Genomic DNA, 26069 nt, shown 5'->3' on the forward strand with positions numbered 1-26069 from the left:
TAATGCCCCGCATAAAGCGGGGCATTATTGAGTTCTTGGTAACCCGGATCGGAATCAGCGAGAGCCAAGGATCTCTAATCCAGCTTAACCACTCTTTAGAGCTTTTTCTAGACAGGCAGATAAATGCTCATAATGCTTAATCGCTTTTGTCGTAGGAATCACAAATTTTTTGCGCCCATCAGTCTTATCTTCATTGAGCTTTACATAACCCATGGCGACTAAATTCTTAATACGTCCGTGGAGCGTCGCTTGTGAGCCTAGCTCACTTAAGGAAATTAAATCGCCCACCAAAAGCTCCTTGCCTTGAGTGGCAGCCAAGGTAATCTTGTTCAGAAGTTGCTCTTCGGTTGCATCTAGTTTCTTGCCTGGATTCATATGATCAAGGCCATCTAAGCAATTTAAAAAACGAATATAGGCTGAAGGGTTAATAGCTTTCATAATCTCAATTCTACCCCCCCCGAAGGGTAAACACCACTATGCTATGCACCAATTAAATTCATAATCATTTAATGCCTATTTTCAAGGCTTCTAGCCAATTTCTCTTCGAAATCATCCTTAGCGCCGCTCTGTATATGGCATTCTTTTATTTCAATCAAGCCATCACGGCACCACTTGAAGATGCCAGGGGGGTTAATTGGATTTTTCTCCCTGCAGGCATTCGTATTTTTATCACTCTAATATTAGATTACTCTGGCGCTATTGGCCTAGCCATTGCTTCACTCTTAATTAACTACATTGGTTTTTATGAATACGGTATAACTTCTACAGTTGGTATTGCGATTATTTGCGGAGTAGCGCCTCTACTAGGTAGGCACTTTGTCATTCGCAACCTCAAAGTTCAGCCCGATCTTAGTAACATTTCATTAAGACAGCTCTTGGTGATAATCGTTGCATATTCATTCCTGAGTTCAGGCCTACATCAACTTTGGTTTGTGATAATGGGTCTAGATTCTGGCAGTTGGAATCATTTCATTGCCATGTTCTGCGGAGATATTGCAGGCTCAATATTGTTTGTGGCCATTATTAAATATGGAATTGACTTAGTTAAAGGAAGGCTGGGCAGAGATAACTTGATTGAGTAGCACCCTTTTAAAGAACGCTTCATGCTGGAGATAATCTAAGATTTCTGACTAAGTCTTATTTGGCAGGGGCCGAAGTTGGCTTACCTTTTTCCAAGATCACGGTTGCCAATAATTTGGTGATTCCTTTAGCCGTATTCTTTGCAGCATGCACTTTACCGCCTTCAATAATAAAACCATCGCCTTCTTTCAAAGAGGCCATCGGTTTTCCTTCAACCATTAAATCTACAGAACCCTCTAATATATAGCCCACTAATTCGCCAGGATGGGTATGAGGAACTTCAGCGGCGCCAGCTGGAAACTCAACAATCTGCAAAGTGGCCTCTCTTCCGGTGCTACCCACATCCGATTTTTGAAGTACCGTATGTTTTGGTCGCAACTCGTCAGTCTGCGTCTGCGCGAACGCAAAGTGGGCCATAAAAAAACTGATCGACAAACCCAGCCCAAGCCATTTTGCTAGTTTCATTTTCGGTCCCTATTAAATTGATGTAAATATCGTATCGTAAACCGATTCTATGTGAGGATATATGAGACTACTAGGCCCTAGAATAGCTAATCTTTGGGGGCGTATTGCATCTCACCATTACCAAATGACCAGTTTTCTTTATTCACCTCAATCAAATTGATGACAATGTCCTGAGGTCTAACTTTAAGTCTTTCAACCAAGCCTTCACATATGGCTTTGTAGAACTTTTTTTTCAGCTCAGTAGTTCTACCCTCATTTAAAGTCACCTGAATAAAAATAATGTCTTCAGAATACTCAATGCCTAGATAACTTTTAGGTGCGATTAGCTCTTGACTTTCGTGCTTAGTAATAACTTGAAACTTATCATCTTTAGGCACATTAATATGCGCCGTCATCACTTGATAAACAATTTCGCCTACTTGTTGGGCAAAACCTTCTGGATGTTTTTTACTTAAATCGATTCTGACAAATGGCATCTAAATATCTCCTTGATTTTTATTTCTTGAGCCGCTCATTACTTGGAAAAAGATTCTTTCTGGACTCTTCATCAACTTCTGTCTTGAAAGTAAATTTAGTCTTAATAGCTTCAACAGCCTGAGCGCTTGGCTTGGCGTTAATTTCATCTAACAATCGCTTCACACTAGGCAACTTTTCCCAAGCACCTTCGCCCAATACAAAAGGAATTACCCTAGCCCAGCCCCAAACAGACATATCCACAATACTGTATTCACTGAGCATATAAGGCTGTTTAGATAGGCGCTCTTCAATTAATAACCAGTGACGCCATGCTTCAAAGTCATAGCGATTGACCGCATATTCTTTTGGCTCTGGAGCAAAGTGTTTGAAGTGAACAGCTTGCCCACAATACGGTCCAATGCCGGTAGCAACAAACATAAGCCATGAATGCAGCTCAGCATGTGCTTGTGGGGTATTTGCTGGCATGAACTTGCCGATCTTTTCGCCTAAGTACAGCATGATGGCATTGCTATCAAACACCTTAATATCGCCATCAACTAAAGCAGGCGTCTTTCCATTGGGATTGATTGCTCTAAACTCTGGTTTGTGTTGATCGCCCTTGCGGGTATCGGTCACAATAATTTCGTAAGGCGTATTGGTCTCTTCTAAATACAGAGCTACTTTCGCTGGATTGGGTGATGGGTGATAGTAGAGCTTAAGCATTTTTTATTCCTAGAAGTCAGTCTCTTTTAATAATACCCACAAATGAAAAACCGCCCGAAGGTGGTCTTTGTGTTTCTTGGTGGCTTGAGGTGGAATCGATCGGGGCTGAGGATATCTAATCTAGTAAAAGCCTATAGGGCGTCATCTTGGATTTCACAAAACCTTTCTTTTGATAAAAAGACTGGGCTTTAGTATTTTCAATATCAGTTAATAGAGTAATTCGCTTACAGCACTCTTTTTTGGCTTCGCTAATCGCATAGTCGATTAATTGAGAACCAATGCTCTCGCCTCTGGATGTAGATTGAACAACCATATCTTCAAGAATTCCTACTTTGGAGCCTAGAGCAGTTGATTCTGTAAACAGTAGGTTAATCATTCCTAATATTTTTTCATCATCTCTAGCAACCAAAACAATGCCAATCTTTGGATCCAGAATGATTTTACTAAGGGCTTTTCTTTGAGCTTCTGAATTAGGCTCGAACTCTGCCTCTTGCTCAAACAGGGTCTTTAACAACTCAACGAGTTCGGGAACATCAGAGTGGATAGCCTTAGTTAATTTCATTGGTCAATTTTAATGGGCTTGTGATCCTAACTAACGGAACCTCATCCGCCAGACCAAATAAAAATAGCTCAACAAGTGGGCTATTCAGTTTCTTGGTGGCTCGGGGCCGAATCGACCAAGACCTCAGGAGATTCTCACCCTACATCTAGACTACTTCCAGCTAAGGTTCAATTTCTTATGCGAAGCGGCGCAATCTCTCAAATAAAGATTAATGAGGCTTTGGTAAGGAATGCCCACCTCTTCTGATACAGATTTGAAGTAGCTCACTGAATCCTCATCCAATCTAATAGTTATGGGCTTCTTGAGCATGGAAGCATATGGATTTTTACGGGCTTTTGAGAAATCATATTCTTTACGCATCTTCATCACCTTTAATAAGCTTTTGACTCTTTAGGGGTTGCCTTACGAGGCCCCAATTCAAATATCAGTGAAGTCATATGTACAAGTACAAATAATAATTTAATGTAGCAAGTCCGCCCGACCAAAAGAAAATGCCCCGCACGAAGCAGGGCATTATTTGAGTTTGGTGGCCCGGGGTGGAATCGAACCACCGACACAAGGATTTTCAAATATCCTCCGATAGACCGCTTTCGCTTTGATTTCAAGGGCTTGAGTCACCAGTTGGTACTTTCTAGAAAATAGTGCGCATAGTATTTTGACAATAAAAAACTACTTTAAGTTTTCACAAAAAGTGGTCAAGCCCGTAGGAGCCGGCAATCAGAACTAATTATTAGAATTTATGATTTCTTCATTAGAAATGGGGGAATATGACTATCTACTGGAGCCACCACATATCTTGTTGGCATGATTGAGGGGGCTTGGCTCATGGCATTTAAATCAACGTTTAATGCTTGAGCATAAACATTAGAGTAGCTCATGATCTTTTCTAGATTACTTTCAAAAGCAAAAAGATTGCCGTTCTCAATATGAACCAATTGGGCGACGCTGATTCCACATTGTTTAGATATATGCTGAAGATTTGCTCGCTGTGCTTCCCGCGAACTTCGCAATAGCTTACCTATTTGCTTGGCAGAACGAATATCGCATAAGGACATGGCGCACCAAAATAAAGAATAGATGTATATCTTATATGGAATTCAATCACTTATGCAACTAAGGGATAACACTAATATTTGGTTACAAGAAGCTAAATTTAGAATCTTTTTAAAAAATAGCCTAGTCAGCGTCGTTTTAAACGACATTGACCTTCGCGGGGATACATATTCTTTAGATCAATACAGCATCAAAACGATGAAGCCAACGAATAAAGCTACGAAAATACCAATTGCAACTATTCGAGTAAATTCCCCGATTCGCGACCATACAGATTGCGGTTGATTTGAATGGTAGATGGCACTGGCTCGCTCTCTCTGCTTAACGCGATTTTGGTACTCTTTAAGCCACTGCTCATCGACGCCAGCTAGAAATACCAGCGCATCATCTGGACTGTAGTTAATAGACTCTTGGTATTCTCTCAAGGTCAGACGGGGTAGACCCTTCGATGTCAAAATCAGATTTGCTTTTTGCCAATCATCACATAACTTAGATACGGCTATAGCTCTCTCACTATGACTTTGATTGTCTAGCTCGAGTTGCTTTAGGTGCTGTTCTTTGAAAGCGTGACTTTCATCCATAAGAAACTCTAATACCAAATGACTGAATTAGTCTATTTTTAAGAGTGGGGCTTAAATCGACACTTGACTGGCACGGGGATGACAAATCCCCCATTAATAACTGTCCTTTTAAAGGACGATTCCAGTCGGGGAGAATTTGGAAAACCAAGGGGAAATGGTGCCAAACCGCGGCCTACACTAGAGATTCTACGGACCACTTCTAATGTTCGGAGAATTCTTGGTGGCCCGGGGCGGAATCTAACCAGGGCCGAGGATGTCTAATCCAATTGCCGACATACCCAAAGCAGTCACGCTAAGGGTATTTACCCTCTTTTATTTAGTGATAATGATTCTCAATAAGGTATACAATGAGAATCATTCTTATTTGATAAAGATCTCATTTTATGAAAAACACTATTACTTACGCCTTATTTTGTTTAATGGTTGGGGTTGCTACCTTGGTGAGCGCTAACCAGTCAGAAATCACCATCAAGATTCAAAAGGGGCGCTTCTCACCTTCCCAAATTGAAATCCCAGCAGACACCAAAGTAAGACTGGTGATTCAGAATCTGGATGACACCCCAGAAGAGTTTGAAAGCTACGATCTAAACCGAGAAGTTCTGATTAAAGCGAACAGTAGTGCCTCCTTTTATATTGGCCCACTTTCACCAGGGCGCTATAAGTTTGAAGGTGAATTTAGTCCAGAAACTGCTCAAGGTGTGGTCATTGTTAAATGAAAAGAATTGTCATACCGCTTGTTCAATGGATAGTGGCATCTATCTTTTTGTTAACCGCTACGTTTACATATGCTGGTGAATATCTCAGTGGGCCAGCTGACTACATTTATAGCCCAAGAGTTGAGGAAGGTGAGCGAGAGATTGACACCAAATTTGGCACCCAAAAGCCTAGAAGCGGAGAAGACTCCAGGCAGTCAGGCGCCTCTATCGGCTTTGGTTATGGTGTCACTTCTTGGTGGTTTACCGAAATATATGGAAAAAATACTTGGGACGGCAATAACTCTCAATTTGATGCTATTGAGTGGGAAAATAAATTTCAACTGACTGAGACTGGAAAATATTTTGTAGATGTGGGGTTCTTAATTGAATTAGAGCGCCCGCAAAATCGAAATGAAGGGTATGAGGCTAAGTATGGTTTTTTATTGCAAAAGGATTGGAATAAGTGGCAGGCAAACCTAAACCTACTAATGCAAGGTCATTACACTGGCACCGAAAATCAAGGCACCTATTTTGGCTATCAGGGGCAAGTGAAGTATCGCCTTCAACCCGAGCTTCAGCTGGGAGCACAACTGTTTTCTTGGCTTGGACAACTGAATAATTGGAACACGAATCAACAACAGCAAACCAGTGTCGGACCAGCCATATTTGGGAAAACCAAACTTGGTCGAAAAGAAGCACTTGTCTATAACCTTGCCTATCTTTGGGGAACAACTACCGCATCCCCAAAAAACACAATACGTATGCAGGTTGAGTATGAGTTCTAATGAGCGACGCTTGACCAACGCAGGGATGTGAAATTCCCTTTCGCCCAATCGTCCATTTAAAGGACGATTGTTAATTGGTTTTTTATAAAACGGTCTAATTCAAATTCAATACAACTCAGAATTTAACTTAGGCAGACAAACTAAATCTTCATGTAATTCAATAGCTTATGTTACGCTACTTAAAATGAAGCCTCCTATATTAAAATAGTTGTTTACCAACTTATACCCGTCAATAGGAGCTCGCATGAAGAATAGTCGTCGCCAGTTTATGATTTTATCTGCCGCTGGTGCCTGTGCATTGGCAATAAATAGTAATGTTCAAGCCCAAGCTATGGTTGCTGAAACTGATCCACAAGCCGTAGCCTTGGGTTATAAGTCAGACGCCTCTAAAGTAGATAAAGCCAAGTTCGCAAAATATGCCGCCCCACAGGCCTGCAATAATTGCGCCTTATATCAAGGTGCCGCAGGTTCTGCTGCAGGTGGTTGCGCCCTGTTCGCTGGCAAACAAGTTTCAAGCAAGGGTTGGTGTTCTGCTTACGCTGCGAAGAAGGCTTAAGAAATTAGCACTCACTAGAAGGCTGCTTAGGCAGCCTTTCTTTTTAAAAAAAATTAAAGACCGCGCTCTGAAAAAGCAAAAAGAGCATCCATATTGGGAGCCTGGGCTCAAAAGACGCGCAACCTTATTTTTTAAAAACGTCTCTTATTGGCCATTCTTTGCCACCTAACCATGACCAAGTTGCCATTTTTGAGTGCCCATTAAAAACCACATGACCGTCACGTAACCGGACACTCCGCAGTCGGGCCAAACCGACACCTGATCACCAGGGTTCAAATTTCAACTGAGTCGCCCATAGTCACCCAGGATCCGTCACGCCCTATTACAAGGTAGGTTCCTCGATAGCCAAGCTAGATCATGATCAGATCAATAGATCGCAATTGACCAGCCTGAAACAGTAATGGAAACAACAATAAATCGAGAGATTTGGCCTGCCCAGCACGATTCGAACGTGCGACCTACGCCTTAGAAGCTTAAAAAATGAGCTAAAACAATAGCTTAGACAATGACATAAGCCCGACAAGATCAGGTGTTCGATCGGCACCGAGATCTGTGGTTCGGAGTGGAATTGACTATGTGGTGTGTGGCATCCGCAGATGTGGAGTCGGTTAAACCGACAGTAAAGTATGAGGACCGCTCTAAGGTGGTTTTGGTGTTTCTTGGTGGCCCGGGGCGTAATCGACCAGGGCCTGAGATGTCTAATCCTAATTCAAGCCACCTCTCTCTTCAATCTCTCTTGCCATCTCTAGGCTATTTGAATCCTCGGCATTCCCCCTTAGATCATCAATAACACCTTGGCGATCTCTGGCAGGACGATTTTGACTGACCTTCCACTTCGCTTCAATTTTTTCAACTAATAACTCAACTCCCACAATATTTGCCAACATCGTTTCAATGTAATCTTTTGGAGCATCTGTAACAGCCCACGGATCTTTTCTGCTTGACTCCATTTTCTCCGTAAGAATCTTCACAATTTGATGTTTATCCGCTTCATCTTGGATAGCCGATAGCGTTCCATTGATGTGAACGCTTAAATAGTTATAGGTAGGAACAACTTTATGAGTTTCTTTCTTTGTGGGGTATGAAGATGGGCTGATATAAGTTTCGTATCCAGAAAAGACTAACAATACTTTTTGTTTTTTCTCGCCAATTTTCCATATTGGATTTGCTTTGGCTGTGTGTGAAATTAACTTGCTCCCAACAGCTATGTTTCCATTGGGCGCCATAAAAGGGAGGTGGTTTCCAACCAGATCTCCATCAACATTGGCAACCATTAGTCCAAGAGGGTGAGTTTTAATAAATTGAGAGATCTTCTCTAAATCAGTCTCAAGAAAATGCGAAGGGATATACATCTTCTAATTAAAACATTTATTGATTAAAAATCAATTCCAAACTAAACAAAAAACCACCCGAAGGTGGTTTTGATGTTTCTTGGTAGCCCGGGGCGGAATCGATCTGGGCTGAGGATATTTGATCCTACTTAATAAGTGAGCCTAGCAACATACGCGTAAAGTGGAATTCCCAAGATGATATTGAAAGGGAAGGTAATTCCCAATGACATCCCCATATATAAAGCGGGATTTACTTCAGGAAGTGCGTGCCTTAATACTGCTGGAACAGCAATGTAAGAAGCGCTGGCAGCAAGCACCATCAACAAAACGGTATCGCCCAATGGCAAGCCTACTAATTTACATAGTCCTAATGCGATAGAGGCGTGAACCAAAGGTGCGCCAATTGCATAAAACAAAGTAATGGGCGGCTTACCTTTCAATCCCTCAAAGTTCTTAGCAGCCATCAAGCCCATATCAAGCAGGAAGAAGGCGAGCATTCCTTTGAATAAGTCGATTGAAAATGGAGCCATTATTTTTTGGCCAGCATCACCACTGACTAAACCAACGATCATTGAACCCAGCAGCAAAAGTTGTGCGCCATCAGTAAATGATTCGTGAAGAATCTTGGACATACCCACAGACTGCTGTGAGTTTGCAGCTGATGCCCTCGCTTTGTTTGCCAATAAGATTGCCAGAATAATTGCTGGGGATTCCATCAAAGCCATTGCGGCGGCCATATGTCCACCAAAGGCAATGCCATATTGATCAAGCGCTTGGGTTGCAGTAATAAAAGTAACCGCGCTCACCGAACCATAAGTAGCAGCAATAGCGGCAGCATCGTAGTTATTGAGCTTAGATCTGAGAACTAAATAGCCCATCAACGGAATGATGATTGCTAGAAATATTGCTAAGCCAAGGGCCAAGCCAATCTCAAGCGTAAAGCCTGATTTATGAAGTGCAAAACCGCCCTTTAAACCTAAAGCCATTAAAAGATATAACGATAAAAATCTAGCAATAGGCTGAGGAATTTCTAGATTGGATTTCACAGCACCAGCAAAAGCACCAAAGACAAAGAAGAGAATTGCTGGATCTAAAAAATTACTCATATCAACATATTAGGTAATTTTGGAACTTCTTGTATTAGCCCCATATAGCCTGAGGACTAAATGAAAAAACCACCCGAAGGTGGTTTAGGTATTTCTTGGTGGCCCGGGGCGGAATCGACCAGGGCTAAGGAGGCCAGACTCTAGCTCTAGACTGACCCCTACTTTATTCGTAGTGAGTCCACATTCTTAAGATTCGAACCGTCTTCTCCTTGCGCAAAATTTCATAAACTAAGCGATGTTGAATATTAATTCTGCGTGAGTAAGATCCTTTTAAATCACCAACTAACTTCTCATAAGGCGGTGGGTTTTGGAGTGGGTCTACTTCTAAAATATCCAATAAAGCCTGGGCTTTATCTTTAAGGCCTGCGGCAGATAGTTTTTTAGCATCCTTAATGGCATATTTGGAATAAGCTAAATTCCAAGTCACCACTTCAATGCCCTTTTACTTTTAGTAATAGGCTCAGCCATTGACTCTTTAATTGACTCACGCATTCCTGGAATGGCCAATAGATAAAGCGTCTCCTGAATAGCGCTCCAATCTTCTTCAGAAACTAAAACAGCATTTGCTCGCTTACCAGAAATGACTACTGGCTTGTGTGACTCTGCCGCTTGATCAATCAAACGGTAGAGGCCTGCTCGAGCTTCACTTGCGGTTAATGTGGTCATGATTTCACTCCTTTTCAATATAGTACGCAAAAGCGTACGCTTTGTCAAGTGGCCATCTCATCCACCCGACCAAAAGAAAATGCCCCCGCACAAAGCAGGGCATTATTTGAGTTTGGTGGCCCGGGGCGGAATCGACCAAGGCCACATAAAAATCCCCATTAGGGATTTTTAATTACTTATATTTATTCTGATTAGATTTTTTAACTTGATCTTGATTCGAAACTTGCTGATTGGCTGCTGCTTCGCACCTTTCTTTACCCCTGAAATAAGTTATTGAACCGCCCCTGTTTATATACTCAATGGTTGTTTGCATAACTCTATCTCCCTGCTTAACTTCACCAGATATCTTATAGGGCTCGTGAATAAGGTCTAGGCCATTAATGACATCGCCTGGGCTCCGATCTTCTTTGCAACCGCCAACATACTTACCTAAAAAAACATCTGGTATGTACCACTTATTTTCGTCTTCAATTCTCTTCGCTTCTTTGATTTTATATTTTTCTCTTGATGCTTTATCGCACGGCATAACACCGAATTCGCCCATAGGTATTGAGCCTTTATAAACTCCGGCGGATGCAATATCGTCGCCAGATATCCCCCAATATATTTCCTTCTTTGTATCTGCATATGCCCAAACTTCTTGAGCCTCGTCCATCTCTGCTGGAGCGCACATCTCTTTGATGTCCGAATTTGAGCCTGCCGACAAACTCTTGAGTTTTAATAATGACTCCTTATTGCATCCGTACTCACCAAATAGTGAGCCTAATGCTATTTTTTTATCAGCATTACAGCCAGTCAATTGAACATCAAATATTGGATGTCCAGGTTGATTAAAGGCGCCTGTAATCAAAAATGGTTTTGATTCATATACTGACCGATCTTGGTCTAAAGCAATACCTAGGGAATCAATCTTTGCTCCCATAATTCTTTTTGCAAGATCAGTTAAAGATTCTCCATCCTTATAAATCACTATGCCCTTAGGATTGTTATACATCGGTTCTTTTTTCCCGCAAGCCACGGCTAATAAAGCAACAAAGATAATTGTGGAAATCTTAAAAAATTGCATCGCAAGCCCCTAAGTTGAATGTGATATTAAAAAATATTGTTATTTTTACTAATACTAATATATTTTTTATGACAATTGGAACAGTTAAACAGGATTAGACATCCCCGCTTTTAGGATCTACACACTAGGCCATTGTTAATACAGTAGCCACATAAAACAAAACCCCCACTAAAAAGTGAGGGTTTCTGAGATTCTTGGTGGCCCGGGGCGGAATCGAACCACCGACACAAGGATTTTCAACTCCCTTGCTAGACTCGACATCGCTGTTTTCTCAAAAGGTTCACCCCACCCGAGTCTAACTTTGTGCACAAAATTTATATGGGGTGATCTAAGAGACTGAATTGGTTGAGTTATTTTGACCCACGCAAGGAGTACATATGAGTTTGGTGACGTAGTGGGGATTTGACTGACACAAGGATGAGTTCTCCTTGTCTTGATCGGGATACCCTACGCATGGAGTGTCCTTTTAAAGGACAACTCATTAATACCGTAAGTGGATGATAGATTCCTTACATACGCATATACGTATGTATACATGCATCAGCCAATAAGTAGGCATGGCTTTTAGTTCGAGTAACTATATATGCATATATACGTATATATGAGAAGTCTTTTTAAAGGACATCTTAGTGAACGTCTATTAACGCGACGGTTACCGTAATAAAAGTTTTATTTTTGTATTAATAAATTAGCCAATTGATCTACTACTTCTGACCACTCTGAGTCTTGGGCCTTAGCTTCAATCAAAAATGCTTTTTGATCTGGTGCCCAGTAAATGGCATCGTGAAGGACAGACCCTGGCTTAAGTTGATGCCTTTCTATGTATCTCTCCATATGAATCTTTTGGGATGACAATCCTAACTGCTCAAAAAGCTCTTCCAAAGTTCTATTGTTCATGCTCATCGGAATTCTCCTTCACCAGTATTTAAAGCGAGATTTAACAACATCTACATCTGGACCTATGGCTCGCATATTCATCTGACAATGTGGGCAAGTAAGCCCATCCCACTCTGCCAAATGTTTGGTAGAGTGGCAACTTGTACAAGCAGGTGCAATACTAATTTCTGTATTAATACTGCCTGGATGAGCAACCGTATATACATCAATGGTTGAACAAGATTTACAGGCCATTACCACTTTAGATGATTGAATCCCAACCTCTCTACCTATGCCACTAATACATTCAAAGCTACAAGAGCGACATGTAAATTTATATCTAGCCATAAATCTATCGCACTAATTCTTTTTAGATTGGAGTGCTAGTTTCTTCATATGGGCATCTTGAGTGAGTAGTTGCCTTTCTTGATTAGCCACACCAATGGTGATCTTTTTGGCAATAAGATCGGCATACACGCCATCAATCTTTTTAAAGAAATCTTCATAGACCATTTTCTTTTCGGGGCTTAAACCCTCCAAAGCAATTGGCCGACACGAATTAGCTTCAGCCAAATAATTCTTCAATGCCACAGCTTGCTGATCCGTCAATTTATCTGGCGAACTAAAGAGGGCTTTGGCATGAGGATTATTTTTTGTAACAGCGATAATTTGACTGTCTACCAACAATGCATCAGCACTTTGATTGCTACGGATGATGCAATCATTAAGTCGTTTAGCTACAGATCCCGAGTGATCAGGAGCCGGAGCTGTCATTGGCGACGGAACTTTAGCAACTTGCACTGGGTTATTGGGTGCAACGTTTGTCGCGCATCCACTTAGGAAAGCAATCCCCATCAAACTGAGCTTGATTATGTTTTTCATTGAATAGCCTTAGATGTTTAGCGATATGAAAAATCAGCGCGGCGGTTTTCTTTGAATGCCGATTCTGTCTGGGCTGGGTCAGCGGGTTTTTCTTTTCCAAAGCTCACCGCTTCCAACTGAGATTCGCTAACACCTTGTGCAACTAGAGCTTTCTTAACAGCTTCGGATCGCTTTTGACCTAAGGCTAGGTTGTACTCTGCAGTTCCACGATCGTCGGTATTGCCTTGAATGATCACGGAGGCTTTTTGCTTTTGAAACGATTTTAAGTAAGAGGCATGGGCAGAGATTGTTGAAACATACTTTGGATCTACGGTATAGCTATCAAACTCAAAATAGATCGAACGTTTGCCATATACGCTAGACTTGGGATCACTAATGGGATCGTAAGTCATTGAGCCGCCAGCATTAACTTCAGCCACACCATTGGCGTCATCTAACTTAACGCTACTACAAGCAGAAACGAATAAAACCAATAACGCCAAAGGCAATATTTTTACAAATTTATACATGATGATATTTCCCAAATATAGCTACACATCGGTAGCCAAAAAACAAAGAGGCATGCCGCTAAAGCATGTCCCACCTAAGAAAATTAGGCTGTAACTTTGGGTGGCTTAAAGGCTGAGTCGGGGAAGTTTTGCGAAAACAAAACTTCATTTGCAATAGAAAACGTAGCCACTGAAATCGGTGGAGAAAAAACAGTAATCCCAATTTCGGTAATATTTGCAGTTACATGACTCATGAGGTACATGGTGTGAACCGGCTCTTTGTCATCTGCTGATTCTGCAATGTTCTGTACTTGCATCACTATTGAACCGTTGGCGTAACTATAAGCAAGCTCTGCCCGCTCAATTGCGGCTTGAATAAAAATACTTCCAGCGGCCGCCTTGAATGCAATCATGAAAAAGCATATGAATAAAACCAGCGTTTTTTTGCGGAGCAACATGGTTCAGATTCTATACCCGATTACCAAATTTGTCGTTTTAAACGACACGCTACCCAACCTATGCAAATAAAAAACCACCCTAAGGTGGTTAGTGTCTCCTCCAACCGATAACGATCTTGAATTGGCTTTTGCTATGACAATTCAATTTAGCTCTAAGTAGGGCGGAATATAGCTAGGACTAACCCTTGGGCGTAATTAGAAATGTCGTTTTAAACGACATCGACTGGCGCAGGGATGTCTACTTGATTTGTCCTTTTAAAGGACATTATTGAGACTTAATCGAAAAAAACCACCCCGGAGGGTGGTTTTGATTACCAAAATTAAGTAGATTACTTAGTATCAACCTGTGACCAGACACTCTTACGAATGAAGTTGGTAGTAGCATCGGGCATTGGCACATAGTCCAAATCTGAAGCCATTTTCTTGCCATCTTTAAAGCCAAAATCAAAAAACTTGATGGTTTCTGATGCGGTAGCTTTGTTTTCAGGTTTTTTGTAAATCACCACAAACGTAGCGCCAGTAATTGGCCAAGCGTTGGCGCCAGGCGCATTAGTAATGAAAGTATTCATGCCTGGAAACTTAGACCAGTCAGTTCCTGCAGAAGCCGCCGCGAAAGAGGCCGCTGTTGGCTCTACAAACTTCTCTTCAGCATTCTTCATTTGTGTGTAAATCATATTGTTCTTCTTAGCGTATGCATACTCTACATAGCCGATTGAATTCTTAATACGAGCTACGTTTGCCGATACCCCTTCGTTGCCCTTACCGCTGACAGTTGACGGAGCTGGCCACTTCACAGAAGCACCAAAACCAACTGCATCTTTCCAGCCTTTGTTTACCTTAGAAAGATAATTAGTAAAGATCGCTGTTGTACCAGAACCATCAGCACGAGTAACAACTGTAATCTCACCGGCAGGAATTTGAAGGCCAGGGTTAAGCAACTTAATACGCTTGTCGTTCCAGTTTGCGATTGTTCCTTGGAAAATATCAGACAGCACATCACTTGATAGCTTCAGTTGACCTGGCTTTATGCCTTCAATATTAACAACAGGTACTACGCCACCAATAATTGCTGGGAACTGAACCATCCCACTCGCCTCTAATTCTTCAAAGCTCATAGGAGCGTCAGTAGCACCAAAATCAACTGTCTTAGCTTTAATTTGCTTGATACCGCCACCAGATCCAATTGACTGGTAGTTCAAGTTATTACCTGTTTTCGCTTTAAAAGCTTCAGACCATTTAGAGAGCACTGGATAGATAAAAGAGGAGCCTGCGCCAGTGATATCTGTTGCCTGAGCAACCTGTACAAACACAGATGAGCAAGCAATGAACATGCCCGCAGTGATAACTTTTTTAAACTGTTGTTTCATAAAAAATCCTTATTAAATTAAAAATACATAACATTGCACCCCAAAGTGAAGCCCCTTGGAGTTTTAAAAATTGAAAACGTGATTTAGGCTATGGACCGAGGTGGTCTAAAGATTCGACTAGAAATTATCTTCAAGTGGGGATTTGAGTACTCGGCAATATTTGTGATGATAGCTTTAGTATTTCTCAATTCTGGCTTAGGATCAGATTCAAGATATCCCAGCACATGAGATGAAAACTGAAAATAGTTGGCGTTTTTAATATCTTGATTAGATGATTTTGAAAGGCAAAAGTTCTTTGATGCTACGCCGTTAATCTTGTGAACTTGCCCTAATCCATTTTGAACAAAAGCCGCCGCAGAAGTGCATTTAAAGGCAACAATAAAAATACAGATTAGAGTTACCAGCAGTTTTGATGAGCTACGCATTTGCTGACACTCTAGTTTGGATAAATGACAGTTATATGACAATAGATGCCGATTTAAACGACACTCCTACAATAGATTGATTATCTAACGTCAAAGGGTTGATATGGTCTGGATTGTTACCAAATATCTCCTAACTGCAGGAATGGTTGTATTCATTTCTGAAGTTGCCAAAAGAAGTGATCGACTGGGTGGCTTTATTGCGGCATTGCCCTTAATGACTCTTTTAACTCTTGTGTGGCTCTATGTAGAAAACCAGCCGGAAGAGAAAATAGCCAATCACGCCTATTACACCTTTTGGTATGTGATTCCCACATTGCCAATGTTTTTGCTGTTTCCATACCTACTTCCCAAGCTAGGATTTTGGATAACCATGGGAGCTTGCGTAGTGGCAACGGTTATCTGTTTTGGCTTATTTGCCTTGGTGATGAAGAGCTTTGGAATTAACCTGCTCTAGAGATGAAAAAACCACCCGAAGGTGGTTTTGGTGTTTCTTGGTGGCCCGGGGCGAAATCTACCAGGGTCTGAAGATACCGAACCTTATTTTCTATTGGCCCCGTAGGTCTTATTAAGATAATCAACAATCGCCGGAACCTCCTCATCAGTAATGGGCGCCTTAAATACATTTTTCATCCTTAAAACTTGAGCATTCCAATAGCCAACTCCCGTATTGGGCGGTTGATATTCTGCATAGTGGGCAGAGTGGCAGGTAGAACATTTCTGTAAAGTCAGCTGATAGCCAGGCAAATCCGATGGTCGCCATAAAACAGTATCGGCTGGCAACTCAATCGTTTTAGCTTGTGCCATTTGTGCCAAAGCAAGAGCAGATAGAAGGAGGATAATTTTTTTCATATTCTTCTCCTTAAACCGCTGTGACTTTAACAGTCTCAACAATATTTCGCATATAGCCAGCCGGCATCCAGCTTGCAGTCATGGGCTGAACTTGGCCAGCATGATTAAATGCCCTGACCCTCAAGTCCATTGTCCCTTTTTGTTTTGGCGTAAATTCAATGCGCCACTCTCTAAATGAGAAACGACCCAAATCTTGACCCAATCTTGCCTCTGTCCAATTTTGTCCATTGTCCTGCGAGAACAAAACTTTCTTTATTCCATAGCCCGCATCAAAGGCAATGCCTCGGGCTTGAACCGGCTTACCAACAGCGACAACGCTACTGTCTGTGAAGTTCGTAATGAATGAACGAATCGTAAATTGATTAATTGGAATCGTTTTAGAGGGAGCAGTTCCAGGCGCAACACAGTTGCAGTCATTATCAGGAATGCGATAAGCAGGATTCATCCAATAGCCGTTGTATACATCATCAACCACTTTAATTTCACTTAGGTGCTTAACCCAATATGTTCCGTAGTAGCCGGGAACAATTAACTTGATTGGATAGCCGTTTAAGAATGGGATATCTGTGCCATTCATTTGATAGGCAACCATCACATTGCCGTCCATGGCGTGATCAATATCTAGGCCTTTTACAAAATCCGAATCGCTTGGGAGAATTGGCTGATCCAAGCCATTGAAAGTTACTTGCTTAGCTCCGCCGCCGGGATTGGCCGCCTTCAAAATATCTTTTAAGGCAACGCCAACCCAAGCGGCATTACCCATCGCACCATTACCGAGTTGCCCACCATTAACTCTAGGTTCAAATAAACCGCGGCTATTACCAGAGCATTGATTAACAGCAACAATACGTTGAGATGGAAAGTTTTTCTTTAACGACTCTAGAGAAATCTCTAAAGGCTTTTCTACATTGCCACCAACTTTTAGTCTATAAGTATTGGGGTCAATGGATGTTGGAATGCCGGCCATGTGATAACGCACAAAGAATTCATCATTTGGCGTAATGACATGATTGTCGTAATACCTAAACGGAGTCTCTAATTGAGGAGGCCTAGAGGTCAACACAATCATGGGCTTCTTTTCAGGAAAGGCCATGAGCTCGCGTTCACCATAGGCTATTGGTAAATTCGCTTTCTCTCCCCCCATTGCCCAAGATGGCAATAAAGAACTGGCTCCACCAGCCAAGGCCGCTGTAATGACTTTACGTCTATTGGTAAAGTTTTCTGAATTCATGGATGTCTCCTCCATAGTATTTTTGGTTCAAGTAAGAATAGCTACTTTTAAAGAGGCATGCGTTGGTGATTACCCTCATCGAGCATTAAAAATGTTGTTTTAAAAGACATTGCGAGCACCGACCCTAGATCAGGCTCACTTAAACCGATGCTTGACCAACACAGGGATGTCTAATTGACTTGTCCTTTTAAAGGACAGGTTATTTAATTAGCGCCTCTACAAGACGCTCAAACATGTCATCTTCATTCATACCCGCATAATCGCCAATTAGATGTTTAGTGATTGAACTTTCTATTTCATCCTTATCAGGCGTATTAAATAACGCTTCAACTTCATCCTCGTCATCAGCTACAACATAGTGCCCAAGATTAAAGTCATAGATCTCCCCTTCGAATTCAACTTTTGAAGTAATGATCATTTCATCCCTTCCTTCGCGCAGGCCTGCTTTATTCCAGTAGAGAATTAAATTCTCATAAAAGTCATCTACTGAATTAACTTCAAATGAACCAAAGTAGCTGTCATTATTAAAATTTCTTGAGGCATGCAAATCAAATTTTTTCATAGCAATTTTCTCCAAATATTTTTCTTATTCTATCTCCGCTAGATATCAATACTAGCTATACCTCTCATCCCGATAGTCACAAAAATCAATTTAGTTCAAAAGATTACTAAAAATTCCCTGAATTCATACCAAATCGCCTGATTTTCAAAATAAGAATTATTACGAATACGAGGTGGGGTTAGATTAGATCACCAGGGGCCGAGATCTCCACTGGCGTTGAAAATTGCGCGGTAAATTTTTAGGGCTTGCTACTGATCGGCTTAATAGCCTGTTGGTGATGCTGGCGATCTTTCTCGAGCTTTAATTGTTGTTTTGCTGAATCTACATTACGCCTAAGAGAGGTAACTCTTGCCTGCTTGAGATTCATTGTCTTAATAGGCTTAATCATTTTGATAGCTTCATCTACAGTAAGCGCATCTTCATCCTCAGACAAGCTGGGGGCAGATGCCAAACTATTCATACCAAATTGATATTGCAGAATCAGCCGCGCATGGATCTGACTATCGGCAAATACTGCTGTTTTAACTTGATGACCATTGATACGGACAAGGGCTTGATATTTGTTCATACAAATATTTATAGTCTCGGCGCCCCTCGGGTCTTTTAAATCATGTCGCATTCGGCTCTTTGCCAGCTGGCTCGCCTCTGCGATGGGGGCTTCAGCCCACCCATCTTTTCCAAAACGTGCACCACGTGGTGCTGGAAAATGATGGTCTTCTCTGTCCTAAGCGCACCAGCTGGTGCAGGACATTCGTCTTAGGCTTCGCTGGATCGGTGGCGACAGCTATCGCCACCTATGGGGCTACCTTGCGGTGCGCCCCATATATAAATGTCCTTTAAAAGGACAAACATCAACGGCCAAAGCCCGCACGTACAGCGCCGCTTGCGGCTTCAATTTGAGTATCAAGCTCACCCGCCTCTACGGCGACCTTAATAATCTCTAGGGCTTTAATCAGCTCCTCTGCTGAATTCACTTCTACAGCAGTTTTACCTTTAGCAAACTCAATGATCTTGGCACCATAGCGGATGTTTAAGCAAACTTTGCCATCCATAGCAACAAACCACCACTGACGAATACGCTTTTCATGTTCAATGGTTTTACGTGCACCAGTGATGTCTTTAACTGTTTTGAATTTCTTAACAGTAAATGTGCCGCCTTCTTTGCTGGCTTTAGCTAACTGGATCTGCTCCCAGACTTTGTTGGCTAATTTATTACGACGATGTAGTACTGGCGGTATAGCTGTTGGCTTTTTTGAATTAACCATTTTCAAACTGTTTAATGTGCTCATCTTTTTCTCCTATAAGTTAATGGGCACACTTAATTTATTGTCAGAGTTTTTGGATGGACAACCTCTTTTTGCCAAAATCCACAAAGATCTAATGATTTGAACCAGATCTGCTCTCCTTTTATTAGGTTTCACTAAATAACTACGACGACAAAGCAGAAGAACGTTTTGTATGCCATAACTTATTACTACTGAAACAAGGGCAGTGACACCCAGTCGTTATGTCACCCTAAAGCTGGACTTAGAGTCGCAGTCATGGAAATTCTGGGCAGTAGCAGAGACTTAATTCACTATCCTTTACAGGACGCCATTAGCCTTGCTGACTAATATGAATCAAGTATATGAATTAGCACAAAGATCGTAAAACTTAGTTTTATGGATCACGAGAAAGCCCTGCTTACACAGCAACTTTCAAACAAGACAAAGGTAGCCACTTATTGCTTTTGTCATTGTTGCGTTTTAAGCCGCACATAAAAGGAGACAGCGAAACCGCCCTTCCCAAACTGGTTGTGCCTATAGTGGTGTAGTAAAGAACTCGACAAAAGAACTTTTCTATTACTGAGCCTGTTGCTTAAGGCTCAGTGTAGGTTGAATCTGACAAAAGTTCATTAAGTAATATCTCAACTTAATAATTTCTTAGCATAGTAAGAGAAGAAGTAATGTGATGAGCGACAAGCGAAATCACATGCGAGCTTAAGCTCGCATCCAAACCCTTCGAATAAGCACTGATCTCATAATGTCGCTGGCTTGGGTAGCTGAACCGAAATTTAAAACGCATATAGGTCGTTTTAAACGGCCATCAAATATCGTGGCGAAAATGCCACGATAAATATAAGAGAAGTAGAGAACTCTTATGTTTTTGCCTAACTCATTGATAAAAAAGCGGTTCTTTTTCAGCCATTTTCGGTTGCTCAAACCAAACATAAGAAAACATACTGTAGCTCTGTATTTAATACATTTCAGGGAGAACGTATGTCACAAGCTAGAGTTTTAAACCCACAAGAACTACGCAGAGTTTTAGATCACGTCGCTACACGCAGGCACAGCGCACGTAATAGGGCTATGTTGCTACTTACGCACTACGCGGGTATGCGAGTAGCTGAAGTAGCCGCGCTACGCATAAACGATGTTTTAAGCGGCGACAGCACTATTAAGGGTGAGGTGCGCTTAATGCCCGAACAAACCAAGGGCAAACACCCTCGTACTGTTTACTTAAATGAACGGATGCAAAAGGAGCTGGCGCAGTACATCAAAGTAATCAAAATCAAAGATGCAACGAAACCCTTGTTTTATACACAGAAACAGGCGGGGTTCTCATCCAACTCTCTTACCCAGTATTTCTTTTATCTTTATCGTGCTGTAGGACTTGAAGGCGCCAGTAGTCATAGCGGTAGACGCACATTCTTAACTGGACTTGCCAATAAAGGCACAGCGATTCACATATTGAAGAGTTTGGCTGGGCATAGAAACATCAGTACTACGGCAACTTATCTCTATAGCAGTCCAGACCAGCTTAAGGCCGCTGTTGAGTTAATCTAATTACTTGGAGAAGTCAGTAAACACTTCTCCAGTGTATTTGTCGTTCACTCTTGTTTTCTTAAGGTTGACTGTAAAAGCCAAACCTCTTGTTGCAAGCCTGTGACCAAACCACTTACAAAGCACTTCAACTCGCGTGGATCTGTTCTTTCCATCAAGAATGAGCACTTGATCACCCAGCAGGAAGGTGCCACTGAATATTGACCCTCTGTACTTGGCATCAGTAATCTCTATTACACGAGCATTACTTACCTTTACAGGCTTTATAGGTTTAGCTAACTTTGTCGTATGAGGAACGTTACTTTGCTCATCCCATACTGGTGCTTTTCGATAGAAATCCATATAACCCTCATATTTGCTTACAAGTTCTTATAAGGATATCAAAATGTCCTTTAAAAGGACATTTCACACAACTGGAAACTTACCGATAGCGGCATTATCAATTCTTGTCCTGGCTTGCTTGATGTACCTTCCAACTGTTGCCGCCAAACGATTACGCTTAACGAGCCTATCTGCGTAATCGTCTTTAGGATTAGGCATAGAGTCTTTATCCAGCAACCCCATCTCTGCACCAATCTCCCACAGCTTTAATTTATTAGCCCCTAATCTTGTTTCCATGTAGCGGTCATAGACTTGTAGGCACAGCCTTAAGTTGGCAATCGTGTAGGTTCCATTTAGTGGATATTTGGCCGTTGTCTTGCTCGCAGTTTTAGATGGGCGACCTTTCTTTCTGCCATGGCGCTCCATCAGCAACTCATTGAAATACTTCTTTAGTGACTTCTTATCGTAAGTTAGTGGCACCTGTAAAAAGATGAAGTCATCTTTGCTCCACTGGTCAGGCACTTCATCTTTGCCATCTATCTCTTTAAATTTGTAGATAGACATTTGCTCTGCAAATAATTCAACCCCTTTCGCGCGCCACCAAACTCTAAATTCATCATCGCGCACATCACCAAAGTCTACATATAGCTTTGCGCATTTTCCCTTGCCGCCTTTTTCACAAGTTGCCAGATAGTCTTTATTGCGGCGCAAGTACGCCCACCACCAGTAATAAGGGCTTTGCTCTTGCCTAGACAAGGGCTGTCTACGATTTTTAGTTCCAAACGTTGGGTAGGGCTCAAAAAACTTCACCATTTTCTTAACATCCTAAATAGATCATTTTTGTATGGGTTAGAGAATTTTACCTCAAAAGAATAAAGTTATTACATGGCCAAGCGGTTAAATTTCTTAACAAGCAGTCATATTTCTTAAATAGAAAGGTATTAAAAATGAACGCATTATTAAACGCAGTAGATACAACCCCTGTTACAACAAACGTCCTTTTAAAGGACACAAGCAAGGTAGCTAATGTTGCTGTTGGCACTACCGTTGCCCTTACTAATATGGAAGCAAATCGTATTAGCTGGGAACAAGGTGCCTACAGAACAAGTAATCAAGCCTTATATGCAGTATTGGGCGATTGCTTGGCTTTTTGTGGTGACCTGACACTTCCAGAAGCTAAACAACGTAGCGAATCTTTAGAGTCTTTCTATAAAGATCGTGGCTACACATATAAAAAGGATCTCCCATTAGCGACACGTGTAGTGCGTGCTGTTTTTGGATCTAGAGATCGCCGCCGTATCAGCACCTACTCTTTGGTTATTCGTCAGGCAATGAAAGAGAAAGTTTTGATAACTGACTTTTCAGCATGGGTGGAAGAGCGTGGCGGCGTTCAAGAGATCAGTCTTGGTAAGAGCGCTACTTACATCAAGCCTGCGGACAAAGCTGAGATTGCTAAAAACAATCTAAAAGGCAAAACACCTATTGGCTATGCCAAGTCTGAATTGCTCTCACATGTTGCTGATGCTCAGTACCTAGGTGATATGTGCGTACTTTTAGCGGAGCAACAGGCTGACGGCAGTTTTGGTGTCTATGCAGTTTTGCGTCAAGACGGATTGGTTAACTCTGCTTTTACCTCTTTGTATGCACTTGGCAAAGAGATTGAAGACAAAGCCAAAGCAGAGATCAAAGCGGCAAACGATGCTGATGGTGCGGTTGCTAAATCAGCTTAATTAATCAAGGGGAATGTTATGAGCGTTCCCCATTCTTATTTGAAAGGAATACAAATGTTTACGAAAGGAAATAATCATGAGCCTAAAACAATTGATGACATCATCTTTGGAAATAATGAATCTAAATTGCGGATTGAAGATATTGTCTCGGGTGCCGAAGAATTACCTTACAGCGGCAAATCAGCCATTCTTTTATACGGAGTCTTTGGGACAGGCAAAACCACACTGGCCAAAATGCTACCTAACCACATTGAATATGGCAAAACTAAAGAAGAGTTAGTTTGGGATCCAGTGTTTATAGGCTGTCAGCAGGGCTTTAATGGGCCACAGCTAATGACTAAGATTGATGCAATCATGACAACAATGTCGCTAAACGTCAGCGGCCTTCATTACTTCATCCTTGATGAGGTGGATAACTTAACCAAGCTGGCGCAACAAAGTTTGAAAACGGCCTTGAATACGACATTAGGTGTATTTGTGCTCACAACAAACAATGTTTCTCAATTAGATAAGGGACTGCTTGATCGCTGTATTTTGATTGAAATGAATGCGGCCAATCCAAGCGCTTACTTGGATATAGCTAAATCCATTACTGATGACGCGGGCATTACTTTGTCTAATGAAGAGTTACTGCCCACTATTCAGGCCGCTAATGGATCGTTTAGAACCTTGTTTCATAACGTTGACAGGCTGGCGCGCCGCAAAAAAACTTCATCAATTTGCACTCCTTAATTTGTGGAAATGGCCCGCGAACCCATAGCGGGCCATTCATTCTTATATGAAAAAAATATTTGAGCCAAAAAGTCAACTATTCCTATTTTCAAATACTCTTGATTCAAGAATTGAAGATTGGTTTGAAGGAAGCATCATATTTGAGAATTCTATTTTGAATAAAAATAATCATTGTGCTGAACTCTCAAAGCTTGAGTGCTTAATTAAAACTTTAAATATTGGACAGTTTAATTACGTAACAAATGTAATTAATTTCAAGCCTAATAATCTTCTCTTCGTAAAAATTTCTGGCACGTATCCTTTGATTTGTTCATTCACTTGTAAGTCTGATTATTTGTTACTTAATAACTTAGCAAATGCCGCAAGGAGCTGGTCAGCTCGAAATAGGATCATGAAATCCTTTGTAAACATTGAACATGACTTATTGCGTCACTTAAAAAATGGGTGTTTATTAGACAGTGAGTTCTACAACAATCAAACGGAGGCCATAAATCATTTAATGCTAAGTGATAAAGAGATTCAAGACTCATTAATACAAAAATTTCATTCAGATTTAGTAATTTAGTCACCTTGTTCTAGTAGGTTCTCAAGCCAACCTGTCAGCCGCCATCGTTGCCGTCAACTTGCTGTAATGACGATCAATCATGGCGGCACTATTACCCATCTGCTTAGATAGCGTATGAATATCTGTCTTGTTCTCTAACAACTCTAAAGTAGCGTAGGTATGACGTAATGAATAGAGTGTTCGCATCTGCCCATCATGGCTTAACCCTAAACCACTATCTCGCATCAGTCGTTTAAATGCACCATCAATCCGCATGGGCTGATGACCATTGGCAAATACAAAGATGCGCTCTGGGCATCGTGTCTCAAATAAGCGATCAAATGGAATATCCCATACGGCTCGTTGCCTACTATGTAACCGCTTGAGCACATCTACTGCCTTATGTTTGGCAATTAGCCAACGCCCACCCGTCTTGCCATCCACCCAAATACGTAGGTATTTCTTATCTCCCTGCGTGTGCCACTCAATATTATTCCAGCAGATATTCAGTGCCTCAGTGCCATGCCGCATGCCTGTGTATAAAAGCATTTCAATATAGTCACGCAGTAGAGGGCGAGTTTCATGCTCAATCTCTAATCGGCCTTGTTTAATCCATGGCTCCATAAACTCCAACAAGCGATCAATCTCTTCACGAGTGAATGCTGGGCGGGTTTTACCCTTCTGCCCTCTAGCTGTGAGTTTGGGAATAGCTACTCGCTCGCTGATCCAGCCTTTACTAATGGCAACAAGCTGTAACTTAGTCCAAGCACTGGCAAAGTTCATTAAGGTGCTGGCTCTAGGCACCTTGTTCATCTGCCTATTTCGCCAAACCTCAAACTCATGCACATCGGTATAGGTTATTTCTTCTAGTCTTTTGTCCTGAAAGTAAGGCAAGAAATACTTCTCAATACAAGTGATGTAGCTACCGTACACGCTCTTGCCTATACCAACATCCAAGTCCTGCCGCATTGAGTAGAGAGTGGCGTGTGCAATTTCTGCAAACGTGGGCGACTTTTGCGCAAGCCCCAGTCTTTGGCGAAATCTGGTTTCATCGTAAAGATCGCAAGCCATTCGTACTGCGTGTTCAATGCTGGCTTGGCGGGTGGTTTGACGATGCCATGATCCATCTTGCAATCTAAAGCGGCAATGCCAAAGTGGGCTTCCGGGTCTGCGGTGAATAACCACTTCGCCATCGCGCAAGTAAAGCTCTGTGGGTTCGGCGTATTTGAGCTGGCTTAGGGCTGTTGGTTGGGATTCGTGCTGAGGTGATGAGATTACTTCTAGGTGGCTTTCAGGTACTTTGATTACCTTAGTCACTTTGTGGGTGGCGTGCTGTTGTCATACAGCTATTTTATTTTCAGACTTTGGCTTTGGACAACCGATGAGCGTCGATTAAATCGACAGTTAAGAAGCCCTTAATATGAAACGTCCTTTTAAAGGACGTTTATCTATTTGCCGATCCAAAAAAGCTCATTACTCCTAAACCAAATCCAATGTAGTAAAAGAGTCCAGTATTTGGCTGTCCAATAATAAAAACACCGTCTACAAAGAGCCAGCCAAAAAATGAGAAAACAATTATGTATCCATGCCATAAGCCTGAAAAGAAGCCGTATGGATCACCAATTTCTTCGGGTGCATAGTGGTGTGCACATCCAGA

The 26069-nt window shown here is 41.7% G+C and carries 38 protein-coding genes; 9 read left to right on the forward strand and 29 right to left on the reverse strand.

Annotated elements, in window-relative coordinates; translation table 11 throughout:
- Nucleotides 1-84: 84 nt before the first annotated feature.
- Nucleotides 85-438, reverse strand: a complete 354-nt coding sequence (locus C2756_RS10700; protein ID WP_215296020.1) for a winged helix DNA-binding protein — start codon at nt 436-438, stop codon at nt 85-87.
- 71 nt (nt 439-509) lie between these two features.
- On the opposite strand from C2756_RS10700, the gene C2756_RS10705 reads away from it, so the two are divergent.
- Nucleotides 510-1082, forward strand: coding sequence for a hypothetical protein (locus C2756_RS10705; protein WP_251372065.1), 573 nt, complete (start codon nt 510-512; stop codon nt 1080-1082).
- A 55-nt stretch (nt 1083-1137) separates the two neighbouring features.
- On the opposite strand, the gene C2756_RS10710 is transcribed toward C2756_RS10705, so the two are convergent.
- The 7 genes from C2756_RS10710 to C2756_RS10740 form a co-directional block, all read right to left on the reverse strand.
- Nucleotides 1138-1545, reverse strand: coding sequence for a cupin domain-containing protein (locus C2756_RS10710; RefSeq protein WP_215319309.1), 408 nt, complete (start codon nt 1543-1545; stop codon nt 1138-1140).
- An 86-nt stretch (nt 1546-1631) separates the two neighbouring features.
- Complete coding sequence (locus tag C2756_RS10715) at nt 1632-2021, reverse strand: tautomerase family protein (RefSeq protein ID WP_215319311.1); 390 nt, start codon at nt 2019-2021, stop codon at nt 1632-1634.
- Nucleotides 2022-2040: 19 nt separating this feature from the next.
- Nucleotides 2041-2724 carry a glutathione S-transferase family protein gene (locus C2756_RS10720; protein WP_215319313.1) on the reverse strand — a complete coding sequence of 228 codons (684 nt, stop codon included), beginning with the start codon at nt 2722-2724 and terminating at the stop codon, nt 2041-2043.
- A gap of 115 nt (nt 2725-2839) precedes the next feature.
- A complete protein-coding gene (locus C2756_RS10725; protein ID WP_215319314.1) occupies nt 2840-3286 on the reverse strand; it encodes a GNAT family N-acetyltransferase in 447 nt (148 codons plus the stop codon).
- A 150-nt stretch (nt 3287-3436) separates the two neighbouring features.
- Nucleotides 3437-3652 carry a BrnA antitoxin family protein gene (locus C2756_RS10730; RefSeq protein WP_228385080.1) on the reverse strand — a complete coding sequence of 72 codons (216 nt, stop codon included), beginning with the start codon at nt 3650-3652 and terminating at the stop codon, nt 3437-3439.
- Between the two features lie 371 nt (nt 3653-4023).
- Nucleotides 4024-4341: a RodZ family helix-turn-helix domain-containing protein gene (locus tag C2756_RS10735; protein ID WP_215319316.1), complete on the reverse strand. Its 318-nt coding sequence runs from the start codon at nt 4339-4341 to the stop codon at nt 4024-4026.
- A gap of 177 nt (nt 4342-4518) precedes the next feature.
- The gene (locus C2756_RS10740) at nt 4519-4920 is read right to left on the reverse strand and encodes a hypothetical protein (protein ID WP_215319318.1); all 402 of its coding nucleotides are present in this window, start codon (nt 4918-4920) and stop codon (nt 4519-4521) included.
- A gap of 383 nt (nt 4921-5303) precedes the next feature.
- On the opposite strand from C2756_RS10740, the gene C2756_RS10745 reads away from it, so the two are divergent.
- The 3 genes from C2756_RS10745 (at nt 5304) to C2756_RS10755 (ending at nt 6956) form a co-directional block, all read left to right on the forward strand.
- Nucleotides 5304-5636: a cupredoxin domain-containing protein gene (locus C2756_RS10745; protein WP_215319320.1), complete on the forward strand. Its 333-nt coding sequence runs from the start codon at nt 5304-5306 to the stop codon at nt 5634-5636.
- On the forward strand, nt 5633-6400 hold the full coding sequence (locus C2756_RS10750; RefSeq protein WP_215319323.1) for a hypothetical protein: 768 nt from the start codon (nt 5633-5635) through the stop codon (nt 6398-6400). Before C2756_RS10745 ends, C2756_RS10750 begins: the two co-directional genes overlap by 4 nt.
- A 244-nt stretch (nt 6401-6644) precedes the next feature.
- Nucleotides 6645-6956 (forward strand): high-potential iron-sulfur protein, encoded by a 312-nt coding sequence (locus tag C2756_RS10755; protein ID WP_215319324.1) that lies wholly within the window; start codon nt 6645-6647, stop codon nt 6954-6956.
- Between the two features lie 704 nt (nt 6957-7660).
- Here C2756_RS10755 and C2756_RS10760 read toward each other — a convergent pair.
- From C2756_RS10760 to C2756_RS10815, 12 genes are all read right to left on the reverse strand, one after another.
- Entirely contained in the window at nt 7661-8308 is a 648-nt protein-coding gene (locus C2756_RS10760) for an FMN-binding negative transcriptional regulator (RefSeq protein WP_215319326.1), read from the reverse strand.
- A gap of 128 nt (nt 8309-8436) precedes the next feature.
- Nucleotides 8437-9393: a sodium-dependent bicarbonate transport family permease gene (locus tag C2756_RS10765; protein ID WP_215319328.1), complete on the reverse strand. Its 957-nt coding sequence runs from the start codon at nt 9391-9393 to the stop codon at nt 8437-8439.
- Nucleotides 9394-9556: 163 nt separating this feature from the next.
- Complete coding sequence (locus C2756_RS10770; protein WP_371743111.1) at nt 9557-9823, reverse strand: Txe/YoeB family addiction module toxin; 267 nt, start codon at nt 9821-9823, stop codon at nt 9557-9559.
- Nucleotides 9817-10059, reverse strand: a complete 243-nt coding sequence (locus tag C2756_RS10775) for a type II toxin-antitoxin system Phd/YefM family antitoxin (protein WP_072584031.1) — start codon at nt 10057-10059, stop codon at nt 9817-9819. Before C2756_RS10775 ends, C2756_RS10770 begins: the two co-directional genes overlap by 7 nt.
- 172 nt (nt 10060-10231) lie before the next feature.
- Nucleotides 10232-11125, reverse strand: coding sequence for a hypothetical protein (locus tag C2756_RS10780; RefSeq protein WP_215319330.1), 894 nt, complete (start codon nt 11123-11125; stop codon nt 10232-10234).
- 669 nt (nt 11126-11794) lie between these two features.
- Nucleotides 11795-12028 (reverse strand): DUF2789 family protein, encoded by a 234-nt coding sequence (locus tag C2756_RS10785; RefSeq protein ID WP_215319332.1) that lies wholly within the window; start codon nt 12026-12028, stop codon nt 11795-11797.
- A 12-nt stretch (nt 12029-12040) separates the two neighbouring features.
- Complete coding sequence (locus C2756_RS10790; protein ID WP_215319334.1) at nt 12041-12256, reverse strand: hypothetical protein; 216 nt, start codon at nt 12254-12256, stop codon at nt 12041-12043.
- Nucleotides 12257-12361: 105 nt separating this feature from the next.
- Nucleotides 12362-12883: a hypothetical protein gene (locus C2756_RS10795; RefSeq protein ID WP_215319335.1), complete on the reverse strand. Its 522-nt coding sequence runs from the start codon at nt 12881-12883 to the stop codon at nt 12362-12364.
- 17 nt (nt 12884-12900) lie between these two features.
- On the reverse strand, nt 12901-13392 hold the full coding sequence (pal, locus tag C2756_RS10800; RefSeq protein ID WP_215319337.1) for a peptidoglycan-associated lipoprotein Pal: 492 nt from the start codon (nt 13390-13392) through the stop codon (nt 12901-12903).
- Nucleotides 13393-13475: 83 nt separating this feature from the next.
- On the reverse strand, nt 13476-13784 hold the full coding sequence (locus C2756_RS10805) for a hypothetical protein (RefSeq protein ID WP_215319339.1): 309 nt from the start codon (nt 13782-13784) through the stop codon (nt 13476-13478).
- A gap of 374 nt (nt 13785-14158) precedes the next feature.
- The gene (gene pstS / locus C2756_RS10810) at nt 14159-15196 is read right to left on the reverse strand and encodes a phosphate ABC transporter substrate-binding protein PstS (RefSeq protein ID WP_215319341.1); all 1038 of its coding nucleotides are present in this window, start codon (nt 15194-15196) and stop codon (nt 14159-14161) included.
- An 83-nt stretch (nt 15197-15279) separates the two neighbouring features.
- Nucleotides 15280-15621, reverse strand: a complete 342-nt coding sequence (locus C2756_RS10815) for a hypothetical protein (RefSeq protein ID WP_215296040.1) — start codon at nt 15619-15621, stop codon at nt 15280-15282.
- 103 nt (nt 15622-15724) lie between these two features.
- Between C2756_RS10815 and C2756_RS10820 the strand changes: the two genes are divergently transcribed.
- Nucleotides 15725-16075, forward strand: coding sequence for a DUF3147 family protein (locus C2756_RS10820; protein WP_215319343.1), 351 nt, complete (start codon nt 15725-15727; stop codon nt 16073-16075).
- Nucleotides 16076-16158: 83 nt separating this feature from the next.
- Here C2756_RS10820 and C2756_RS10825 read toward each other — a convergent pair whose 3' ends face one another.
- From C2756_RS10825 to C2756_RS10845, 5 genes are all read right to left on the reverse strand, one after another.
- Nucleotides 16159-16470: a cytochrome c, class I gene (locus tag C2756_RS10825; protein ID WP_215319345.1), complete on the reverse strand. Its 312-nt coding sequence runs from the start codon at nt 16468-16470 to the stop codon at nt 16159-16161.
- A 10-nt stretch (nt 16471-16480) separates the two neighbouring features.
- Nucleotides 16481-17701, reverse strand: a complete 1221-nt coding sequence (locus tag C2756_RS10830) for a molybdopterin-dependent oxidoreductase (RefSeq protein ID WP_215319347.1) — start codon at nt 17699-17701, stop codon at nt 16481-16483.
- A gap of 199 nt (nt 17702-17900) precedes the next feature.
- Nucleotides 17901-18263 carry a hypothetical protein gene (locus C2756_RS10835; protein WP_215306617.1) on the reverse strand — a complete coding sequence of 121 codons (363 nt, stop codon included), beginning with the start codon at nt 18261-18263 and terminating at the stop codon, nt 17901-17903.
- 238 nt (nt 18264-18501) lie between these two features.
- A complete protein-coding gene (locus C2756_RS10840; protein ID WP_112295090.1) occupies nt 18502-18831 on the reverse strand; it encodes a hypothetical protein in 330 nt (109 codons plus the stop codon).
- 283 nt (nt 18832-19114) lie between these two features.
- Nucleotides 19115-19552 (reverse strand): DUF6641 family protein, encoded by a 438-nt coding sequence (locus tag C2756_RS10845; RefSeq protein WP_112295091.1) that lies wholly within the window; start codon nt 19550-19552, stop codon nt 19115-19117.
- Between the two features lie 969 nt (nt 19553-20521).
- On the opposite strand from C2756_RS10845, the gene C2756_RS10850 reads away from it, so the two are divergent.
- Nucleotides 20522-21088 carry a site-specific integrase gene (locus C2756_RS10850; protein ID WP_215319349.1) on the forward strand — a complete coding sequence of 189 codons (567 nt, stop codon included), beginning with the start codon at nt 20522-20524 and terminating at the stop codon, nt 21086-21088.
- On the opposite strand, the gene C2756_RS10855 is transcribed toward C2756_RS10850, so the two are convergent.
- Together C2756_RS10855 and C2756_RS10860 are read right to left on the reverse strand one after the other, a co-directional pair.
- Complete coding sequence (locus C2756_RS10855; protein ID WP_215319350.1) at nt 21089-21427, reverse strand: hypothetical protein; 339 nt, start codon at nt 21425-21427, stop codon at nt 21089-21091.
- Nucleotides 21428-21490: 63 nt separating this feature from the next.
- Nucleotides 21491-22219 carry a hypothetical protein gene (locus C2756_RS10860; RefSeq protein WP_215319352.1) on the reverse strand — a complete coding sequence of 243 codons (729 nt, stop codon included), beginning with the start codon at nt 22217-22219 and terminating at the stop codon, nt 21491-21493.
- 134 nt (nt 22220-22353) lie between these two features.
- On the opposite strand from C2756_RS10860, the gene C2756_RS10865 reads away from it, so the two are divergent.
- The 3 genes from C2756_RS10865 to C2756_RS10875 are packed head-to-tail and all read left to right on the forward strand — an operon-like array spanning nt 22354 to nt 24433.
- Nucleotides 22354-23136 (forward strand): hypothetical protein, encoded by a 783-nt coding sequence (locus tag C2756_RS10865; protein ID WP_215319354.1) that lies wholly within the window; start codon nt 22354-22356, stop codon nt 23134-23136.
- Between the two features lie 54 nt (nt 23137-23190).
- A complete protein-coding gene (locus tag C2756_RS10870) occupies nt 23191-23868 on the forward strand; it encodes an AAA family ATPase (RefSeq protein WP_215306609.1) in 678 nt (225 codons plus the stop codon).
- A 46-nt stretch (nt 23869-23914) separates the two neighbouring features.
- Nucleotides 23915-24433 (forward strand): hypothetical protein, encoded by a 519-nt coding sequence (locus C2756_RS10875; RefSeq protein WP_215306607.1) that lies wholly within the window; start codon nt 23915-23917, stop codon nt 24431-24433.
- 21 nt (nt 24434-24454) lie between these two features.
- On the opposite strand, the gene C2756_RS10880 is transcribed toward C2756_RS10875, so the two are convergent.
- Nucleotides 24455-25381 carry a tyrosine-type recombinase/integrase gene (locus C2756_RS10880; RefSeq protein ID WP_251366745.1) on the reverse strand — a complete coding sequence of 309 codons (927 nt, stop codon included), beginning with the start codon at nt 25379-25381 and terminating at the stop codon, nt 24455-24457.
- Nucleotides 25354-25605, reverse strand: coding sequence for a hypothetical protein (locus C2756_RS11150; protein WP_251372066.1), 252 nt, complete (start codon nt 25603-25605; stop codon nt 25354-25356). The genes C2756_RS10880 and C2756_RS11150 overlap by 28 nt, the downstream gene beginning before the upstream one ends.
- Nucleotides 25606-26069 lie beyond the last annotated feature (464 nt).

Origin of the sequence: Polynucleobacter sp. UB-Siik-W21 (assembly GCF_018687415.1) — a bacterium.
In the GTDB taxonomy this organism is placed as follows: domain Bacteria; phylum Pseudomonadota; class Gammaproteobacteria; order Burkholderiales; family Burkholderiaceae; genus Polynucleobacter.

What these genes read in the sequence shown, in the direction of transcription:
- C2756_RS10725 (WP_215319314.1), bottom strand. Translation starts at nt 3,286, where the DNA reads ATGAAATTAACTAAGGCTATCCACTCTGATGTTCCCGAACTCGTTGAG.
- C2756_RS10795 (WP_215319335.1), bottom strand. Translation starts at nt 12,883, where the DNA reads ATGAAAAACATAATCAAGCTCAGTTTGATGGGGATTGCTTTCCTAAGT.
- C2756_RS10845 (WP_112295091.1), bottom strand. Translation starts at nt 19,552, where the DNA reads ATGAGCACATTAAACAGTTTGAAAATGGTTAATTCAAAAAAGCCAACA.
- C2756_RS10745 (WP_215319320.1), top strand. Translation starts at nt 5,304, where the DNA reads ATGAAAAACACTATTACTTACGCCTTATTTTGTTTAATGGTTGGGGTT.
- C2756_RS10875 (WP_215306607.1), top strand. Translation starts at nt 23,915, where the DNA reads ATGAAAAAAATATTTGAGCCAAAAAGTCAACTATTCCTATTTTCAAAT.
- C2756_RS10825 (WP_215319345.1), bottom strand. Translation starts at nt 16,470, where the DNA reads ATGAAAAAAATTATCCTCCTTCTATCTGCTCTTGCTTTGGCACAAATG.
- C2756_RS10785 (WP_215319332.1), bottom strand. Translation starts at nt 12,028, where the DNA reads ATGAGCATGAACAATAGAACTTTGGAAGAGCTTTTTGAGCAGTTAGGA.
- C2756_RS10835 (WP_215306617.1), bottom strand. Translation starts at nt 18,263, where the DNA reads ATGAAAAAATTTGATTTGCATGCCTCAAGAAATTTTAATAATGACAGC.
- C2756_RS10740 (WP_215319318.1), bottom strand. Translation starts at nt 4,920, where the DNA reads ATGGATGAAAGTCACGCTTTCAAAGAACAGCACCTAAAGCAACTCGAG.
- C2756_RS10815 (WP_215296040.1), bottom strand. Translation starts at nt 15,621, where the DNA reads ATGCGTAGCTCATCAAAACTGCTGGTAACTCTAATCTGTATTTTTATT.
- C2756_RS10750 (WP_215319323.1), top strand. Translation starts at nt 5,633, where the DNA reads ATGAAAAGAATTGTCATACCGCTTGTTCAATGGATAGTGGCATCTATC.
- C2756_RS10720 (WP_215319313.1), bottom strand. Translation starts at nt 2,724, where the DNA reads ATGCTTAAGCTCTACTATCACCCATCACCCAATCCAGCGAAAGTAGCT.
- C2756_RS10855 (WP_215319350.1), bottom strand. Translation starts at nt 21,427, where the DNA reads ATGGATTTCTATCGAAAAGCACCAGTATGGGATGAGCAAAGTAACGTT.
- C2756_RS10755 (WP_215319324.1), top strand. Translation starts at nt 6,645, where the DNA reads ATGAAGAATAGTCGTCGCCAGTTTATGATTTTATCTGCCGCTGGTGCC.
- C2756_RS10735 (WP_215319316.1), bottom strand. Translation starts at nt 4,341, where the DNA reads ATGTCCTTATGCGATATTCGTTCTGCCAAGCAAATAGGTAAGCTATTG.
- C2756_RS11150 (WP_251372066.1), bottom strand. Translation starts at nt 25,605, where the DNA reads ATGGCGAAGTGGTTATTCACCGCAGACCCGGAAGCCCACTTTGGCATT.
- pstS (WP_215319341.1), bottom strand. Translation starts at nt 15,196, where the DNA reads ATGAAACAACAGTTTAAAAAAGTTATCACTGCGGGCATGTTCATTGCT.
- C2756_RS10840 (WP_112295090.1), bottom strand. Translation starts at nt 18,831, where the DNA reads ATGAACAAATATCAAGCCCTTGTCCGTATCAATGGTCATCAAGTTAAA.
- C2756_RS10715 (WP_215319311.1), bottom strand. Translation starts at nt 2,021, where the DNA reads ATGCCATTTGTCAGAATCGATTTAAGTAAAAAACATCCAGAAGGTTTT.
- C2756_RS10880 (WP_251366745.1), bottom strand. Translation starts at nt 25,381, where the DNA reads ATGCGGCAGGACTTGGATGTTGGTATAGGCAAGAGCGTGTACGGTAGC.
- C2756_RS10805 (WP_215319339.1), bottom strand. Translation starts at nt 13,784, where the DNA reads ATGATTGCATTCAAGGCGGCCGCTGGAAGTATTTTTATTCAAGCCGCA.
- pal (WP_215319337.1), bottom strand. Translation starts at nt 13,392, where the DNA reads ATGTATAAATTTGTAAAAATATTGCCTTTGGCGTTATTGGTTTTATTC.
- C2756_RS10850 (WP_215319349.1), top strand. Translation starts at nt 20,522, where the DNA reads ATGTCACAAGCTAGAGTTTTAAACCCACAAGAACTACGCAGAGTTTTA.
- C2756_RS10705 (WP_251372065.1), top strand. Translation starts at nt 510, where the DNA reads ATGCCTATTTTCAAGGCTTCTAGCCAATTTCTCTTCGAAATCATCCTT.
- C2756_RS10790 (WP_215319334.1), bottom strand. Translation starts at nt 12,256, where the DNA reads ATGGCCTGTAAATCTTGTTCAACCATTGATGTATATACGGTTGCTCAT.
- C2756_RS10860 (WP_215319352.1), bottom strand. Translation starts at nt 22,219, where the DNA reads ATGGTGAAGTTTTTTGAGCCCTACCCAACGTTTGGAACTAAAAATCGT.
- C2756_RS10830 (WP_215319347.1), bottom strand. Translation starts at nt 17,701, where the DNA reads ATGAATTCAGAAAACTTTACCAATAGACGTAAAGTCATTACAGCGGCC.
- C2756_RS10780 (WP_215319330.1), bottom strand. Translation starts at nt 11,125, where the DNA reads ATGCAATTTTTTAAGATTTCCACAATTATCTTTGTTGCTTTATTAGCC.
- C2756_RS10765 (WP_215319328.1), bottom strand. Translation starts at nt 9,393, where the DNA reads ATGAGTAATTTTTTAGATCCAGCAATTCTCTTCTTTGTCTTTGGTGCT.
- C2756_RS10775 (WP_072584031.1), bottom strand. Translation starts at nt 10,059, where the DNA reads ATGACCACATTAACCGCAAGTGAAGCTCGAGCAGGCCTCTACCGTTTG.
- C2756_RS10870 (WP_215306609.1), top strand. Translation starts at nt 23,191, where the DNA reads ATGTTTACGAAAGGAAATAATCATGAGCCTAAAACAATTGATGACATC.
- C2756_RS10700 (WP_215296020.1), bottom strand. Translation starts at nt 438, where the DNA reads ATGAAAGCTATTAACCCTTCAGCCTATATTCGTTTTTTAAATTGCTTA.
- C2756_RS10820 (WP_215319343.1), top strand. Translation starts at nt 15,725, where the DNA reads ATGGTCTGGATTGTTACCAAATATCTCCTAACTGCAGGAATGGTTGTA.
- C2756_RS10730 (WP_228385080.1), bottom strand. Translation starts at nt 3,652, where the DNA reads ATGAAGATGCGTAAAGAATATGATTTCTCAAAAGCCCGTAAAAATCCA.
- C2756_RS10710 (WP_215319309.1), bottom strand. Translation starts at nt 1,545, where the DNA reads ATGAAACTAGCAAAATGGCTTGGGCTGGGTTTGTCGATCAGTTTTTTT.
- C2756_RS10865 (WP_215319354.1), top strand. Translation starts at nt 22,354, where the DNA reads ATGAACGCATTATTAAACGCAGTAGATACAACCCCTGTTACAACAAAC.
- C2756_RS10760 (WP_215319326.1), bottom strand. Translation starts at nt 8,308, where the DNA reads ATGTATATCCCTTCGCATTTTCTTGAGACTGATTTAGAGAAGATCTCT.